This window comes from Streptococcus lutetiensis (assembly GCF_900475675.1).
In the GTDB taxonomy this organism is placed as follows: Bacteria; Bacillota; Bacilli; order Lactobacillales; family Streptococcaceae; genus Streptococcus; species Streptococcus lutetiensis.
In genome coordinates, this window is record NZ_LS483403.1 from 1,429,870 (window position 1) to 1,445,879 (window position 16,010).

Annotated in this window: 14 protein-coding genes and 1 pseudogene; 4 read left to right on the forward strand and 11 right to left on the reverse strand. The window is 36.8% G+C overall.

What is annotated here, in order from left to right:
• Nucleotides 1-154: 154 nt before the first annotated feature.
• From DQN23_RS07195 to DQN23_RS07215, 5 genes are all read right to left on the reverse strand, one after another.
• On the reverse strand, nucleotides 155-1,624 hold the full coding sequence (locus tag DQN23_RS07195; protein WP_058832789.1) for a HAMP domain-containing sensor histidine kinase: 1,470 nt from the start codon (nucleotides 1,622-1,624) through the stop codon (nucleotides 155-157).
• A complete protein-coding gene (locus DQN23_RS07200) occupies nucleotides 1,624-2,316 on the reverse strand; it encodes a response regulator transcription factor (protein WP_020917358.1) in 693 nt (230 codons plus the stop codon). The genes DQN23_RS07195 and DQN23_RS07200 overlap by 1 nt, the downstream gene beginning before the upstream one ends.
• A gap of 240 nt (nucleotides 2,317-2,556) precedes the next feature.
• A complete protein-coding gene (locus DQN23_RS07205; RefSeq protein WP_058814197.1) occupies nucleotides 2,557-3,093 on the reverse strand; it encodes a YceD family protein in 537 nt (178 codons plus the stop codon).
• Between the two features lie 141 nt (nucleotides 3,094-3,234).
• Nucleotides 3,235-4,134, reverse strand: coding sequence for a zinc metalloprotease HtpX (gene htpX / locus DQN23_RS07210; protein ID WP_111712973.1), 900 nt, complete (start codon nucleotides 4,132-4,134; stop codon nucleotides 3,235-3,237).
• Between the two features lie 112 nt (nucleotides 4,135-4,246).
• On the reverse strand, nucleotides 4,247-4,798 hold the full coding sequence (locus tag DQN23_RS07215) for a LemA family protein (RefSeq protein WP_014335211.1): 552 nt from the start codon (nucleotides 4,796-4,798) through the stop codon (nucleotides 4,247-4,249).
• 293 nt (nucleotides 4,799-5,091) lie between these two features.
• Here DQN23_RS07215 and rsmG point away from each other — a divergent pair, with 293 nt between their 5' ends.
• From rsmG to ktrA, 3 genes are all read left to right on the forward strand, one after another.
• Nucleotides 5,092-5,805, forward strand: a complete 714-nt coding sequence (gene rsmG, locus DQN23_RS07220; protein ID WP_020917362.1) for a 16S rRNA (guanine(527)-N(7))-methyltransferase RsmG — start codon at nucleotides 5,092-5,094, stop codon at nucleotides 5,803-5,805.
• Nucleotides 5,806-5,870: 65 nt separating this feature from the next.
• Nucleotides 5,871-7,244, forward strand: a complete 1,374-nt coding sequence (locus tag DQN23_RS07225; RefSeq protein ID WP_058832791.1) for a TrkH family potassium uptake protein — start codon at nucleotides 5,871-5,873, stop codon at nucleotides 7,242-7,244.
• 10 nt (nucleotides 7,245-7,254) lie between these two features.
• Nucleotides 7,255-7,926 (forward strand): potassium uptake transporter gating subunit KtrA, encoded by a 672-nt coding sequence (gene ktrA, locus DQN23_RS07230; protein WP_111699025.1) that lies wholly within the window; start codon nucleotides 7,255-7,257, stop codon nucleotides 7,924-7,926.
• A gap of 45 nt (nucleotides 7,927-7,971) precedes the next feature.
• On the opposite strand, the gene DQN23_RS07235 is transcribed toward ktrA, so the two are convergent.
• The 5 genes from DQN23_RS07235 to sstT form a co-directional block, all read right to left on the reverse strand.
• A protein-coding gene (locus DQN23_RS07235) for an IS3 family transposase (protein ID WP_111712974.1) occupies nucleotides 7,972-9,323 on the reverse strand; the annotation gives its coding sequence in 2 pieces (ribosomal slippage) (nucleotides 7,972-8,873 and nucleotides 8,873-9,323; 1,353 coding nt in all).
• A gap of 68 nt (nucleotides 9,324-9,391) precedes the next feature.
• Nucleotides 9,392-10,222, reverse strand: a complete 831-nt coding sequence (locus tag DQN23_RS07240; RefSeq protein ID WP_111712975.1) for an energy-coupling factor transporter transmembrane component T family protein — start codon at nucleotides 10,220-10,222, stop codon at nucleotides 9,392-9,394.
• Complete coding sequence (locus tag DQN23_RS07245) at nucleotides 10,215-11,894, reverse strand: ABC transporter ATP-binding protein (protein ID WP_111712976.1); 1,680 nt, start codon at nucleotides 11,892-11,894, stop codon at nucleotides 10,215-10,217. The genes DQN23_RS07240 and DQN23_RS07245 overlap by 8 nt, the downstream gene beginning before the upstream one ends.
• A gap of 143 nt (nucleotides 11,895-12,037) precedes the next feature.
• Nucleotides 12,038-12,586: an ECF-type riboflavin transporter substrate-binding protein gene (locus DQN23_RS07250; RefSeq protein ID WP_111712977.1), complete on the reverse strand. Its 549-nt coding sequence runs from the start codon at nucleotides 12,584-12,586 to the stop codon at nucleotides 12,038-12,040.
• Between the two features lie 182 nt (nucleotides 12,587-12,768).
• Complete coding sequence (sstT, locus tag DQN23_RS07255; protein ID WP_111712978.1) at nucleotides 12,769-13,989, reverse strand: serine/threonine transporter SstT; 1,221 nt, start codon at nucleotides 13,987-13,989, stop codon at nucleotides 12,769-12,771.
• A 317-nt stretch (nucleotides 13,990-14,306) separates the two neighbouring features.
• Between sstT and brnQ the strand changes: the two genes are divergently transcribed.
• A complete protein-coding gene (brnQ, locus tag DQN23_RS07260; protein WP_020917370.1) occupies nucleotides 14,307-15,680 on the forward strand; it encodes a branched-chain amino acid transport system II carrier protein in 1,374 nt (457 codons plus the stop codon).
• A gap of 44 nt (nucleotides 15,681-15,724) precedes the next feature.
• Here the strand turns inward: brnQ and DQN23_RS07265 are convergent.
• Nucleotides 15,725-15,886: pseudogene (locus tag DQN23_RS07265) on the reverse strand (NAD(P)-dependent oxidoreductase); the annotation flags it as partial.
• Nucleotides 15,887-16,010 lie beyond the last annotated feature (124 nt).

Sequence of the window (16,010 nt, forward strand, 5' to 3'; positions counted from 1 at the left end):
TAATACTTAATTTTAACATAAATTCACTCATTATGAAAGTAATACCAGTCCAAGCCGGTTCAGTTGTCGCTTTCCCTTTTCTAACAAAATATCATGACATACTTCATTAGAAAAACGAACAGACCGAGAAAAGAGCTCAGTCTGTCTTTTAATGTTATTTTGCCATAACCCTTGGGATAACTAGAGTAAACTCAGTTCCCTCGTCAACTACACTACTGACGCTAACTTTAAGGTTATAGGCATCTACGATTTGCTTAAGAATGGCTAAGCCAATTCCAAGCCCACCTTGTGTCGAAACACGGTTACGTGACTTATCTGTGCGATAGAAACGCTTAAAGATGTGATTCAAATCTTCCTGTGAGATTCCCTCACCCTCATCACGAACTTTCACAATCGCATCATCTCCTAAAACATCCAAAGTCACATGGATATTTCTACTACCTGAAGAATATTTAACGCCATTATCAATTAAAATCAAAATAGCTTGTTCAAAATGATCTTTGTAAATTTCAGCATAGATACAATCATCAATCGTCGATGTCAAAGAGAAACGAAAATCAGGATACAAAATTCGAAAATTCCCTAAAACTAAATCAATAGATTGTTTCAAATCAGTAATTTCACCTTTGTGTAGGTCAAAACTTCCTTGAACACGAACCATATCTAGCATATCATTTACCATAATCGACATTCGATCAGCTTCATGGTAAGCAGCATCAAGACTTTCACACAATATTTCAGGGTCATCTTTACCCCAACGTTGAAGCAAACCTAGATGTCCTTTAATAACAGCAATCGGTGTTCGCAGTTCATGACTCACATCGCTAACAAAGCGCGTTTGGCGTCTTGCATAACCTTCGATTTGCTCTAACATATTGTCAAAACTCATTGATAATCTCTCAATCTCATCGCCAGATTTAATATCCGACCTCAAAGACAAATCACTGGGATTTTCAGACAAATCATCAATGAATGCTTGAAACTCTCCTAATGGTTTTAAAGAACGATGAGAAACCACCAGTAACATTTTAAAAATCAAACAAGCTTCAATCAGTTCAGAAACCAATAAAATTAGAACCAAAACATGACGCGCCATATAATAGGTCGTAAGGTCTTGGTAAACCGTCACATAGCCGATAACTTCGCGGCTATCTTTGGAATAAACTTTTTCACTTTGATAAAAACCATTAAAAGCTGATGAACGATGTTGCGTCGTTTCACCAACTTTTCCAATTTTTATTGTTGATAAGACTTTATTGGTCGTCAAAACTAATTGTTTATTTTTATTAAAAACAGACACATCTTGATTGTCAAAAACCAAGTCATCAATACCACCCTGCTTATCAAAGATATAAGTTTTATTACCTTCTTCAACAAGTGAGCCTGTAGCATTGTACTGTTCCAACAAGTCTAATAATTTTTCTTCTGTTAGAGAAGTTTCTTTAGACAATAACTCCCTAACAACTTCAGTGGCTTGTTCGGTATTGTAACGGTCTCGTTCAAGAAATATCTGAGTTACCCCAAAATAAATAAGCAAGTTGGAGACCGATAAAATAACCAAAACCCACTGAAGAGACGTTAAGGAAATTTTTTTAGATAATGACTTTTTAAAGTACTTTATCATTATTTTTCTCGAATAATATAACCCATTCCACGAACTGTTTGGATATATGATTCTTTACCAGGAATATCAATTTTACCACGTAGGTAACGGATGTAAACATCCACGACATTTGTTTCGATGTCTGTATCATAACGCCAAACACTTGCCAAAAGTTCTTCACGTGTCATTACGCGATTAACATTTGAAAGAAGCACGCTCAACAAGTCGTATTCACGTTTTGTTAATGAAATTTCATCATCTCCACGCACTGCCGAACGATTTTGTGGGTTCAAACGAAGACCTAAGAGACCTTCTTTTGCTTGACCTTCTTTTGCTTGTTTAGAATTAGCATCTTGACGACGGAATACTGCACGAACACGAGCCAGTAATTCTTCAATAGCAAATGGTTTTACAATGTAATCATCTGCTCCACGGTCAAGACCAGCAACAATATCCATAATAGAATCACGAGCAGTCATCATGATAATCGATGTGTCTTTTTCCAAGCGAAGACGACGTGTAATTTCGAATCCGTCCATATCAGGTAACATCAAATCTAATAGGATCAAATCAAAATCATCATCCAATGCTGTTTGAAGCCCTAAACGTCCATTTGTCTCAACAACTACTGAATACCCCTCATGTTGTAATTCTAAAGACACAAAGCGTGCAAGATTTTTTTCATCCTCAATAATTAAAATCTTTTTACTCATTGTCACCAACCTTTTATTTAATGTAAAGATTATAAAATCTAATATTTGCCTAGTACACAGCTATCGTTACTGTTTTAATTTTCGTTCAATTTATGAGAAATAATCCAGCCATCACTCTATCCCTTTTTAATACAATTCTCAAAAATGACCTACTCAACCAAGTATACTATATTGCCCTAAAAGTATATCAAAGTATAAACGATAATTCAAGAAAATTTTATCTTTTTAATGAAAATTATATTAATCTTCAAACAAGCCATTTAGCGCAGAAAATGGGTTGTTTTCTTTTTTCTTTTCATTTTGTAATGCTTCGTATTGTTCTTCTGTCATGACAGACCAATTTTGTCCTGATGGCATGTCATCTGATTGACATTCTTCATCACTCAAGACTTGCATAGGAATTGTTAAAAGAATATTATCAATCGCACTTTCTTCCAAATCAATAACATCATCTTCTAATACTAAAGCAAGATTTTCTTTGACCAAGTCTTCTTGAGTATGAAGGTCAGCTGACTCAACAAAAACCTCTGAAACGTCTTCAACTTGGTGAACATCAACAGGTTGCATTGAACGACTTGATGGTAAAGTAATCGTATAATCCAATCGATAGTTCAATAAGTACAATCCATCATCATATGAAACAATTCCGTTTACAGAAACTGCTTTGACGTCTAAAACTTCACTTGAGCGTTGCATTAATTTTTCTTTAATATTCAAAGATTCATTAAAAGCAATCCCCTCAGTATTTTTCTTTATTTCTGAAATAGCTATCATCATTATTCTACCTCTTTTAAATTTCCTTACCATTATACCAGCTTTTTTAGCTCTTGTCTTTATGATATTGATATCAAATTCATCATATTAAAATTCTTATGAATAATAGATAAAAGCCCACAATAATTTATGAGCTTTTATGATTTACATATGACGAAGACGATCGATTCGATCGGCAATAGATGGATGTGTGTTAAAGAGTGAACTAAAGTGTTCACCTTTTTTAAGTGGGTCATTGATATACAAAGCAGCACTAGCTTGATCTACTGGATAGTGCATTGGTGATGAGTCTTCCAGTTTTTGAAGAGCCTTAATCATGCCTTCTGGATTTCGTGTTAATTCCACAGAACTAGCATCGGCAAGAAATTCACGTTGACGTGAAATGGCAAGCTGAACTAAGGTAGCAGCAAGTGGTGCCAAGAAAAGTGAAATCAAAGACAAGATGAGCACAATAATACCCATAGCTCCTTCGTCACGATCATTAGAGCGACGGCGATTACTTCCACCAAACCACATCATACGACTTCCAAAACTTGCAATCATTGTTACAGCACTAGCAAGAGCGACAGCAATTGTTGAAATACGAATATCATAATTACGAATGTGGCTAACTTCGTGTCCGATAACTCCTTCAAGTTCTTCGCGATTCATCAAAGCTAACAAACCAGTTGTTGCTGCCACAGCAGCATTTTCAGGATTTGATCCTGTGGCAAAAGCATTAAGCGACTCGTCCTCAACAATAAAGACACGTGGCATTGGAATTTGTGCAACCATAGCCATATCTTCAACGATATGATAAAGTTGTGGCGCCTCTTCCTCTGTCACTTCACGCGCATTGTTCATTGCCATGACGACATTAGTGGATTGAAAAATCATGCTTACTGCATAAATACCACCGATAATCAGAGCAATGACAACACCAAAGCTTAAACTATCTAACCAAAGGTATCCAACTGCTGCACCGATAGCTGCCAAAATCAAGAAGAAGACAAAGAGCAAAACAACTGTCTTGCGCTTATTGTTGGCAATTTGATCATATAACATAATTTTCTCTTATAATAAAAGAGTCTCTCTAAGCTAATTGAACCACCTAAAGAGACTCTTTATATTCCTTTCGTTTAAGATAACTTGTCTTAAAAGTTATTTTTCGAATTGATTAAAAATCAAATGACACTTTTGGTGTTTCTTTTTCATCTTCAGGTGTTTCCAAGAATTGACTTGGTTTAAATCCGAAAAGACCTGCAATAATATTAGTTGGGAATGTTTCCAACTTCACGTTGTAGTTTGCTGTAGTTGTGTTGAACAATTGACGTGAATAAGAAATTTTATTTTCAGTATTTGTCAATTCGTCTTGCAATTTAATAAAGCTATTGTTTGCTTTAAGTTCAGGATAATTTTCAGCAACAGCAATCAAGCCTGACAATTGTTTTGTAAGAGCGTTTGAAGCATGCATTGCTTCTGCAGGGCTTTGTGCTTGTGCTACTTGGCTACGCAATTCTGTAATTTTAGCGAATGTTTTTTCTTCGTAAGCAGCATAACCTTTAACTGTTTCAATCAAATTTGGAATAAGGTCATTACGACGTTTCAATTGAACATCGATTTGACTCCAAGATTCTTTGGTTTGCATGCGGCTTTTCACAAGTCCATTATAAGCAGTAACTCCCCAGAGTACTAGGACGGCAATGATAGCAATAATAATAAAAATCATAAATTCCTCCTTGGGTATCTGATACCTTTCCTAAAAAATCCAGCTTTCTAACTCCAATACTATTGGCAAAAAGCTTCTTACGAAAACAATCGATATTTTCTTGCTTTCATTATATCAATTTTCAAGTAATTCTAAAAGAAAATACCATAAATAAAGACAAAAACTCCCTTTTATCGAACAGTCAATGAATGTCACTACTAGTTTTTTATGGTAAAATAAGATGATATATATTGGATTGAAAGGATCATTAGAGAAAGTAATTTTAACATAAACAGTTTCTTTAACTTAATAATATGACACCTGAAGAATTTTATGACAGACTTGCTAAGCAAGAATTTGACTTATCGGACACTCAAAAAAAACAATTTGAGCGCTATTTTGAACTGTTAGTCGAATGGAATCAAAAAATCAACTTGACTGCCATCACTGATAAAGAAGGCGTCTACCTTAAACATTTCTACGATTCTATCGCACCAGTTCTTCAAGGCAAAATTACAAACCAAGAGATTCGTCTCTTAGATATCGGAGCTGGAGCTGGTTTTCCAAGTATTCCGATTAAAATCTTGTGCCCTGATATCGATGTAACTATCATTGATTCGCTTAACAAACGTATCAACTTCCTTAACTTGTTGGCGGAAGAGCTTGGTCTTGATGGCGTTCATTTTTACCATGGACGTGCTGAGGATTATGGACAAGACAAAGCTTTTCGCGCTAGCTATGACATCGTCACTGCACGCGCCGTTGCCCGCTTACAAGTTCTTACAGAATTGACAATTCCATTCTTAAATGTCGGCGGACAATTGATTGCTCTTAAAGCATCTGCTGCTGAAGAAGAATTGGCTGACGCTAAAAATGCCATGTCTGTACTCTTTTCAAAACTTGTTGAAAACTATCATTACGAGTTGCCAAACGGTGACAGTCGTCAAATCACAATTCTTGAAAAGAAAAAAGAAACACCAAATAAATACCCACGTAAAGCTGGCATGCCAAACAAAAAACCTCTTTAATGGGTTAATAGTGACAATAAGTGGCTCTAGCAGCCACTTAATTGCTATAAGAAAGGGATGTTCATTTGACTAGATTTTTAAAACGGCTATCTGGTACCCAACGTTTAACCGTTAGCTTTCTAATTGTAATCTTCATAGGAAGTATCTTACTATCACTTCCAATAACGCATTATCAAAATGCACCAGCAACAAACTATCTTGACCACTTATTTACCGTGGTATCAATGGTCTGTGTGACTGGGCTTTCTGTCTTTCCTGTTGCTGAGGTCTACAACGGTCTTGGGCAAGTGATTTCTATTATCTTAATGCAAATCGGTGGTCTTGGACTTGTCACCTTGATTGCGGTTAGTACATATTTGCTCAGACGACGCATGAATCTATCGAGCCAAAATATCTTGCAATCAGCTCTAAGTTATGACAACAGCGGTCACTTAAAACGCTATCTATTCAACGTTTATAAAATAACGTTCATCATTGAATCTTTGATTGCGATTTTATTTCTTATTGACTTTATTCCAAGATTTGGCGTGAGTCATGGTATTTTCAATGCTATCTTTTTAGCAGTTTCTGCTTTTTGTAATGCCGGTTTTGATAACCTTGGTGGAGATAGTTTAAAACCATTTGTCTTAAATCCTCTACTCAACCTCCTCTTTATGATTTTGATTGTCTCTGGAGGAATCGGGTTTGCAGTCTGGGTTGATATCAAACGCGCCATTAAGGCATTCCTAGCAGATAGACCTTACCGTCTAAAAACATTCACTCGCAAATTAAGCAACCAAACACGCTTAGTACTTGACACAACAGCGGTAATTTTAATATTAGGAACGGCTATAACTTGGCTTTTGGAAGCTAACAATCCTAAAACAATTGGATTATACAATCCTTTCCAACAATTTATGGTCAGCTTATTTCAAACAGTCACAATGAGAACAGCTGGTTTTGCAACAATTTCATATCTTGATACACATACAGCAACCAACATTCTCTACATGATTCAGATGATTATCGGGGGAGCTCCTGGCGGTACCGCCGGTGGAGTAAAAGTTACAACAGTTGCAATTACTTTCTTACTCTTTAAATCAGAACTTGCTGGTCAGAGTGAGGTTACCTATCACCACCGCATCATTGCAAATAAAGTTATCAAACAAACGTTAACAGTGCTTATCTTCTTCTTTTCAATTCTAATTGTTGGCTATATCCTTCTTCTTCAATTTGAACCGCACCACGACCCAATTGCGCTGCTTTTTGAAGCCGTATCTGCCATTGCTACCGTCGGTGTTTCCATGGATTTAACGCCTCAATTATCAACTTCAGGAAGACTCGTCATCATGGCATTGATGTTCATTGGACGTGTCGGACCATTGACAGTTCTTCTTAGTCTTCTTCAAAAGAAAGAAAAAGAAATTCAGTACGCACAAGCAAATATCACAGTAGGTTAGAGGAATTAAAATGAGAAAAAAAATAATTGGTGTTCTTGGACTTGGTATCTTTGGACGAAATGTTGCCAAAGAGCTCAGCAAATTTGACCAAGATGTCATCGCTATCGACATTAACGAAAATCTTGTTCAAAATGTATCCGATGTTGTTAAAAAAGCTGCTGTCGGTGACATCACAGATATTGACTTTTTAAAAGCACTTGGCATCGGTCAATGTGATACCGTCGTTGTCGCAACAGGTAACAATCTAGAATCTTCTGTTCTTGCCGTTATGCACTGTAAAAAACTCGGCGTTAAAAATATTATCGCCAAAGCTAAAACAAAAACTTACGAAGAAGTGCTTTATGGCATTGGTGCAAGCAAGGTCATCATGCCAGAACGCGATTCTGGTAAACGCGTTGCTTCTAACATGCTTCGCCACCACATCGATAACATCGTTCGCTTAGAAGAAAAATTAGCTATGGTTGAATTTTCGATTCCAGACTCTTGGGTTGGGAAAAATCTTATCCAACTCGATGTCCGAAATAAATTCGAAATCAACATTATCGGTATCCGCAAGAAAAATCTTTCAGTTATCGATACGCCCATTGATCCAAACAAACCTTTCGAAGCTGATATCGAAATCATTGCCATCGCAAGTGATGACACCTTTGAAAAATTCGATTACCTTGGCTATTTGAAATAAAAAAGCTCTTTATAATGTACTGACCCCCAAAAGTTGGACACTTAATTATGATAAGGATTTAGTTCTGTATTGCACAGGACTAAGTCCTTTTAATTTTGCCTTGATACGTTTATTGTTGTAATAAAAAATATAATCCGTAATGGCTTGTTCTAGCTTATCAAGCGACTTAAAAGTCTTTTCATAACCGTAAAACATCTCAGACTTTAAGATGCCAAAGAAGGACTCCATCATGCCATTATCTGGACTATTTCCCTTGCGTGACATAGATGGACGAATCCCTTTGGATGCCAAGAAATCATGATAAGACTGGTGTTGATATTGCCACCCTTGGTCGCTGTGAAGAATAGTTCCTTGGTAAGAGGTAGCCGGAAATGCTCTTTTAAGCATGGTTTGAACCTGTTTTAAATCAGGTGAGCGTGACAAGGTGAATTCAATAATCTCACTATTGTATCCATCAAGAACAGGGGATAAATAGAGTTTCTCTCTAATATTTGGTAAAGCGAATTCAGTGACATCTGTATAACACTTCTCATAAGGCTTAGCCCCTTCAAACTGACGTTGAATTAGATTATCAGCTTTCTTCCCAATCTCTCCCTTGTAAGACGAGTATTTACGCTTACAACGAGTACGATCAGCGAGTCCCATGAGTTTCATTAACCGTTGAACCTTCTTATGATTGATAACAAATCCTCGGTTTCTTAGTTCTAAATGAATACGACGGTATCCATAATTGCCTTTATGGTCATCGTAAATGGTTTGAATCATCTCTTTGACCTTCTTATCTTTCTTAGCTCTATTAAACCGTTTCAACTGATAATAATAAGTAGAACGAGCTAGCTTAGCGGTTTTTAGTAAGAGGTCTAATCGAAATCCTCCTGAGACCAGTTCTCTAACTGTTTCCACCTTTTGCGCTGTAAGGCTTCGTCCCTCAAGCGCAATTCCCTCAACTTTTTTAGATAAGCTACCTCGGTACGCAGACGCTCATTCTCTTCCAGAATATGCTCTAGCTCAGTCATTTCTTTACAAGTTTTCTTTGGTTTACGTCCCATCTTACTCGGTCTCCCTCGTTGTTTCTCAACAATAGTATACCCGTTTTTCTTGTATTGTGCTATCCAATTGGTGAGTAGGGATTGTTGGGGAAGAGCATAATCCAGTGATACGGTGAGCTGAGATTGACCTTCAATAAGAACTTTATTAATAATTTCCTGCTTTAATTTAGAGGGATAATACTTATTTTTCCCTTTTTTAACAACCTCAATACCATGTTTATTCATAAGCCGTACCATGTACTTAAGATTGGATAGACATACACCGTACTTTCGACTAATATAAGGCCAAGAAAAACCAGCTTGTCTTAACTGATATATTTCTAGTTTATCTTCATAACTTAATTTCATACAAAAACACCCCAATCGTTAGATTTTTTTCTGTCTAACTTTTGGGGTGCAGGTCAGTTAAGCCTTTTTTATTGCCATGGATTGTAAAAACGTCCATGATTCCATTCAAATAGTAAAACTGTGATAAGAACAAGTATAACAGATACAGTGATTGTCAAAATATCTGCCACTGTGAAATTTTTATAAGTGTACCAAGTACGCTTTTTATTTTTCCCAAAACGTCGTAATTCCATCGCCGTTGAGACCATATCAATTCGCTTTAAAGAACTAAAAATCAACGGAATGATAATCTGAAGATTACCTTTAACACGCTTCATCAACTTTTCTTGTTGGGTTAATTCAAGACCACGCGCTTCTTGTGACATTCGAATCATGTAAAATTCTTCCTGAACATCTGGAATATAGCGCAATGTCAAACTTACCGCATAAGCAACCTTGTAAGGCACACCAATTTGATTAAGACTTGAAGCAAATTGACTAGGGTGCGTTGTCATGAGAAATAGCACAGCTAAAGGTACTGTACAGAAATATTTCAAAGCTAAATTAAACAAATAAAATAATTCTTGGCTTGTCAGATAAAAGCGACCATAACCTTGCCACAAAACCGTTTTAGCACCGTAAATGTGCTCACCATAACTTGGTTCAAACACATAAACCATCAAAACATTTAAAAGCGCAAAAAAGCCAATAAACTTGATAACAAACGAAATTTGTTTCCAACGAATATCTGCCATCTTAAACAAGATAAGCGATGACAAACCAACAACAGCAATCAATCGTGTATCATAGGTTGTCATACAAGCCACAGAAACCAAAATAAAGAAGATTAATTTGCTGGCACCAGATAATTGATACAAAAAACCTCGCCCACTTTGATAACCAATAAAATGATTAGCCACGGCATCCTCCTTGTTGCTTAATGTAGTAATGTGTCAAATCAATTGGATTGATTCCTAATTTCTCCGCCAAATCAAATAGACTTGTCTTTTTCAGATTAGCTCTATCCAAAATATCAACCTGACTAAATAAATCAACTGGTGTGCAGTCTGCAATGATTTCGCCATCACTAATCGCAATACTACGATCCGAATACTCGAGCATCAGCTGCATATCATGTGTAATCATAATAATCGTGTGGCCTGCTTTGTTTAACTGATTGAGGAAAGCCATGATTTCTGTATAGTGCTTCTTATCTTGCCCTGCTGTTGGCTCATCAAGTAAGATGATTTCAGGATTCATAACTAAAACTGAAGCAATCGTAACACGTTTCTTCTGACCAAAAGAAAGAGCTGAAATTGGCCAATTACGGAATTCGTACAAACCACACACTTTCAAAGTCTCTAAAACACGTTGTTCAATTTCTTGCTCACTGATACCTCGCAAACGAAGACCAAGCGCAACTTCATCAAAAATCATCGTCTGACTAATCATTTGATTTGGATTTTGAAGAACGTAGCCAATCTTCTCAGCACGTTCTTTGATAGAATCTTCCATGATTGATTGTCCCTGGTAGCAAATATCACCTGCTGCTGGTTTGATGAATTGACAAAGAGCTTTAGCTAAGGTTGATTTTCCTGCACCATTTTTCCCAACGATGGCAATACGTTCACCTTTATGAATAGCAAAGCTAACATCTTTTAAAATCGGCTGATTTTCCTGATAACTAAACTTCAGCCGCTTCACTTCTAAAATAGGGTCTTTTGGCACTGTATTTGCTGATTGACTTAAACCAGCCACGGTAATCTCCGATAAATCTAATTGACTTAAATCTGACAAATGCTCTGCTTTGGTCACATCGACATTTAAATCTTTCAAAGCTGTCACATAAAGAGGCTCACGAATTCCATTTTCAACCAACAAGTTAGTCTTTAGAAGATCATCTGGATGTCCATCAAATAATGTCTGACCATCATTAATCAAAATAACTTTATCCACCTGACGATAAAGCACATCCTCAAGACGGTGTTCAATAATAATCGTTGTCGTTTGCCCTTCTTGGTGAATACGATCAATCAGTTCAATCGTTTCTTGCCCAGATCTAGGATCTAAATTAGCCAGTGGTTCATCAAAAAGTAAAATTGGACTTTCATCAATCAAAACACCTGCTAAGCTCACACGCTGTTTCTGACCACCTGATAAATCTTGTGGACGGCTATCTAGAAATGCCGTCAAATCGAGCTTATTAGCCCAATAATTGATTTTGTCAGTCATTTGAGCCAACGGAAGGCAATCATTTTCAAGCGCAAAGGCTAAATCCTCTGCTACTGTCAGACCAATAAACTGGCCATCTGGGTCTTGCAAGACCGTAGACACAAGATGCGATTTGTCATAAATCGACAAATCAAAAGCATCCTTACCTGCAATGGTCAATTGACCACTTTTTTCACCATGATTAATGTTTGGAATAATCCCATTTAAACATTGTCCAATGGTTGATTTTCCTGATCCCGACGGTCCAACAATCAAGACCTTCTGCCCTTTCTCAATGGGCAGATTAAGGGATTTTAAAGTTGGCTCTGCTTGAGCATCATATTTAAAAGTGAAATCCTTAAACTGAATAAGGGGTTCCATAAATCTTCTCCTAAAAAATGATTAAGAGTAGGATAACCTTGTCATCCTACCCCGTTAAAAACGGCTCACATGCGAGCCTGGATAATACTAGAATGCTATGTGATAGTCTAAGCAGAACTCCTAGCCCTGCTTTTCCAAAAAAATTAACCTTTTGTTAGACTACCTGATTGTGTACGTGTTTTTGAGTAAACAGCTAAAAGCAATGACCCGCCAATAGCAATTGTCAAGCTATTAATGGCAGCTGATAGAATACCTTGAGTAAAGACTTTACTTGCTGGTTCACTATAAACCAAAATATCACCATACGGTGCAATAATGCCCCAACCAATAACATTAGCTAGGATTTGTGCACTGTTAAACCATACTAAATCTTTTTCAGTTAATTGACCTTTTTCAATCTTGATTTTTTTAGCCACAAGTCCGATAGATAGACCAATCAAACCACTCACAAGTACCCATGTCCACCATGGTGAACCATATTGAAGAGCATCTTTCAAAGCATGTCCGATAAAGCCAGAAAAGAGTCCAACAGTTGGACCATAAACAACGGCAAATAGAGCAACCACTGCGTATTGCAATTGAAGATTTGTATTTGGAATAGGTGTTGGAATATTAATTAATGTTCCGATGATAATAAACAGTGCAGCCCCAATCCCTGTAGCCACAACAGTCTTGATTGAATTATTTTTCATGACTTATTCTCCTCTATAATAAACTTATCTATTTTTCTAAGTATAATGCTTTAGAAACCTTACTTTAACGCCGTTTTATTTTACCACAAATAAAGGACATTTTAAAGACGCTTATTTATTTGAACTAGCCATAAAAAGGCTTTATATAAAAAATAGCTGAGCTTTCGCCCAGCTATCTAGTCTTAATTAACTTTTTTCTTTTTACCCCAAACAGATTTTTCAGCAACTGCTGTAAAGAGAACATCTGTTGAAGAGTTTAGGGCTGTTTCACAAGAGTCTTGAACAACCCCAACAATAAATCCAACACCAACCACTTGCATAGCAAGATCATTTGAAATACCAAATAAGCTACATGCAACAGGAACCAAAAGAAGTGATCCTCCAGTAACTCCTGATGCTCCACAAGCAGACACAGCGGATAAAACACTTAGCAAGAAAGCTGTTGGAAAATCGACGTGAATGCCTAGCGTATTAACCGCAGCAAGTGTCAAAACATTAATTGTGATGGCAGCACCACCCATATTGATAGTAGCACCAAGTGGGATAGATACCTTGTAAGTATCTTTGTTCAAGCCTAACTCTTCACAAAGTTTCATATTAACGGGAATGTTAGCTGCAGAACTACGTGTGAAGAAGGCTGTCAATCCAGAATCTTTCAAGCAACGGAAAACCAATGGATATGGATTTTTGCGCATGAAGAGAAAAGCAATAAATGGATTAATAACTAAAGCTACAAAAAGCATTGTTCCCACAAGAGCTAAAATCAAGAAACCATAGTTTGCTAAAATCTTAACCCCGTTATCTGAAATTGTTTTAAAGACAAGGCCTAAAATACCAAATGGTGCTAAATTAATAATCCAACGAACCACTTGTGACGTAACATCAGCGATAGTTTGTAAAAGCTCTTTCGTTTCTTTATTTGAATTTCTAAAAGCAAGACCAAAAATAACAGCCCAAGTCAATACACCGATATAGTTAGCTGTTCCCAATGCATTAATTGGGTTATCAACCATTTGTAGTAGAAGACTGTGGAAAACCTGCCCAATTCCTTCAGGAGATGACAATTTTGGTTGCGTGGCAGTATTCAAGGTCAGAGTGATTGGGAAAAAGTAGTTCACCACAACTGCTACTAGGGCAGCTGCTAAGGTCCCAACAAGATAAAGTCCAATAATCGTTGACATATTGGTCTTTTGTCCCTTTTCATTTTGTGACAATGCGCTAGCAACCAAAACAAAGACAAGTAATGGCGCTACCGCTTTAAGCCCACCAACGAACAAATCACCTAGGATACCAATAGCTGAAACCTTAGGAAGAGTCATTCCTAAAATAAATCCAAGAATAACACCAATGATGATTCGTTTGATGAGACTAGTTCTATTCCAAACATTAATAAATCGTTTCATGGTAGCTCCTCAAAAAAATATTAACGGTTTTAATCATAATATAAAACAAGTGCTTCGTCAAACGAATTATGGCAGTTTTTATGCCATGACAGCACTTTTATTGCGGATTTTTTCAATTTTTTGAAAATTTTGTGATTATTTCTAACATGGCTCCTCCTTGATATAACAACGAATGTCAGCTTTTTAGCAAAAAATAGCGATTTTCTTCTATTGACGTTAGAAATGGAGTTCGATATAATAAGCTGCACATTATTTTGCTTAATGAGAGAGTTTAACTAAGCAAAATATTATCTTATTTGTTTATTAGGAGGACATTGATGAAACCTGTCAAAAATATCTATATTATCATCGGTTTCATGTTATTTGCTTTATTCTTTGGGGCAGGTAATCTGATTTATCCAGCCTTTTTAGGAATATATTCCGGAAGTAACCTTGCGTTAGCCATTCTTGGTTTCTGTTTAACTGGTGTGACACTACCACTTTTAGGGGTCGTCGCAGTAGCCTACTCAGGTGCGAGTGATATTGAAGATTTTGCACGTCCAGTTTCTCGCCACTATGCTTTGCTATTTTCAATCGCACTTTATCTATCAATCGGACCATTCTTTGCCATTCCAAGAACGGGTGCTACTTCATTTTCAATCGGTATTGAACCTATCTTTGGTGACAATCTGATTGCTAAAGTAATCTACGGTTTGGTCTTCTTTGGGATTTCTTATTTCCTAGCAATTAAACCAAATAAAATCGCTGACCGTATCGGGAAATACCTAACACCTGCTCTTTTGATTATCATTGCTATCTTGGTTGTAGCCTCATTTGTAAAACCGGCTGGTGATATTGGAACAGCTTATAACGCTGCCAGTGATATCAGTAACGCTTTTAAAGATGTTCCATTCGTTGCTGGACTTATCCAAGGTTACGGAACAATGGATGCCCTTGCTTCACTAGCCTTTGCCATCATCGTTATCGACGCTAGCAAATCACACGGAGCAAAAGGAAAAGCTGAAGTTGCTACACTTACTTTCAAATCAGGACTAATCGCTACTGTACTACTTGCTCTTATTTATATCTTTGTGGCTCGTATTGGTGCTTCATCACAAAATCTCTTTGATTTTTCTAACGGACACTTTATGTTTAAAGGTGAAGCAATCGATGGAGGTAACATCTTAGGCCAAGCTGCTCACTTCTATCTTGGAAGTATCGGGCAAATCATTCTTGCTGCGGCTATTTTCCTTGCTTGCCTAACAACGGCAACTGGATTGATTACTGCCTGTGCAGAGTATTTCCACAAATTGCAACCAAAAGTTTCTCACGTTACTTGGGCAACTGTCTTCACTTTGATTGCATTATTCTTCTACTTTGGCGGCCTTTCTGAATTGATTAAGTGGTCACTTCCAGTACTCTACTTGCTTTACCCATTAACAGTCGTTATTATCTTCTTGTCCTTGCTATCAAAATTCTTCAAGAAAGATCGCATCGTTTACCAAATTACAATTGGTTTTGCAGCTATCCCAGCTCTTTATGATGCCCTTTCAACACTTGCAAAAATGACTGGACTTTTCAGCCTACCAGCAAGTCTTGTTAATTTCTTCAATGGATTCGTGCCACTCGGACAATTCTCACTTGAATGGGTTAGCTTTGCCATCGTTGGATTCATTATTGGATTCATCTTACACAAAACTAAAAAAGCTTAAATCATAAAAAACCAACCTTCTTAGTAAGGTTGGTTTTTTTGTGATTATTTTCCAAGTAAACTAATACGTTCCTGAATGTGTCTGGTATTTTCAATCTCATCAACAAAGCCAATAGCATAATCCGCATAGCTAATAGCACTTTCACCTTTATCATTAAAGGTAAATTCTTCACCCGCAAGAATATAGTTCCCTGTACGTTTACCATCTGCGTGGAGCTCATTTAACAAAGAAACCTGAGGAACTAATACTTTGAGATATCTTCCAAGCTGTTGAAGATAAGAATAAACCGATTTTCAAAGCTAGTGATGACACGAACCCAAACTGTCTTGT

Coding starts and splice junctions, on each gene's coding strand:
- htpX (WP_111712973.1), bottom strand. CDS start 4,134: ATGTTATATGATCAAATTGCCAACAATAAGCGCAAGACAGTTGTTTTG.
- DQN23_RS07195 (WP_058832789.1), bottom strand. CDS start 1,624: ATGATAAAGTACTTTAAAAAGTCATTATCTAAAAAAATTTCCTTAACG.
- DQN23_RS07205 (WP_058814197.1), bottom strand. CDS start 3,093: ATGATGATAGCTATTTCAGAAATAAAGAAAAATACTGAGGGGATTGCT.
- DQN23_RS07245 (WP_111712976.1), bottom strand. CDS start 11,894: ATGGAACCCCTTATTCAGTTTAAGGATTTCACTTTTAAATATGATGCT.
- DQN23_RS07200 (WP_020917358.1), bottom strand. CDS start 2,316: ATGAGTAAAAAGATTTTAATTATTGAGGATGAAAAAAATCTTGCACGC.
- sstT (WP_111712978.1), bottom strand. CDS start 13,989: ATGAAACGATTTATTAATGTTTGGAATAGAACTAGTCTCATCAAACGA.
- rsmG (WP_020917362.1), top strand. CDS start 5,092: ATGACACCTGAAGAATTTTATGACAGACTTGCTAAGCAAGAATTTGAC.
- brnQ (WP_020917370.1), top strand. CDS start 14,307: ATGAAACCTGTCAAAAATATCTATATTATCATCGGTTTCATGTTATTT.
- ktrA (WP_111699025.1), top strand. CDS start 7,255: ATGAGAAAAAAAATAATTGGTGTTCTTGGACTTGGTATCTTTGGACGA.
- DQN23_RS07215 (WP_014335211.1), bottom strand. CDS start 4,798: ATGATTTTTATTATTATTGCTATCATTGCCGTCCTAGTACTCTGGGGA.
- DQN23_RS07250 (WP_111712977.1), bottom strand. CDS start 12,586: ATGAAAAATAATTCAATCAAGACTGTTGTGGCTACAGGGATTGGGGCT.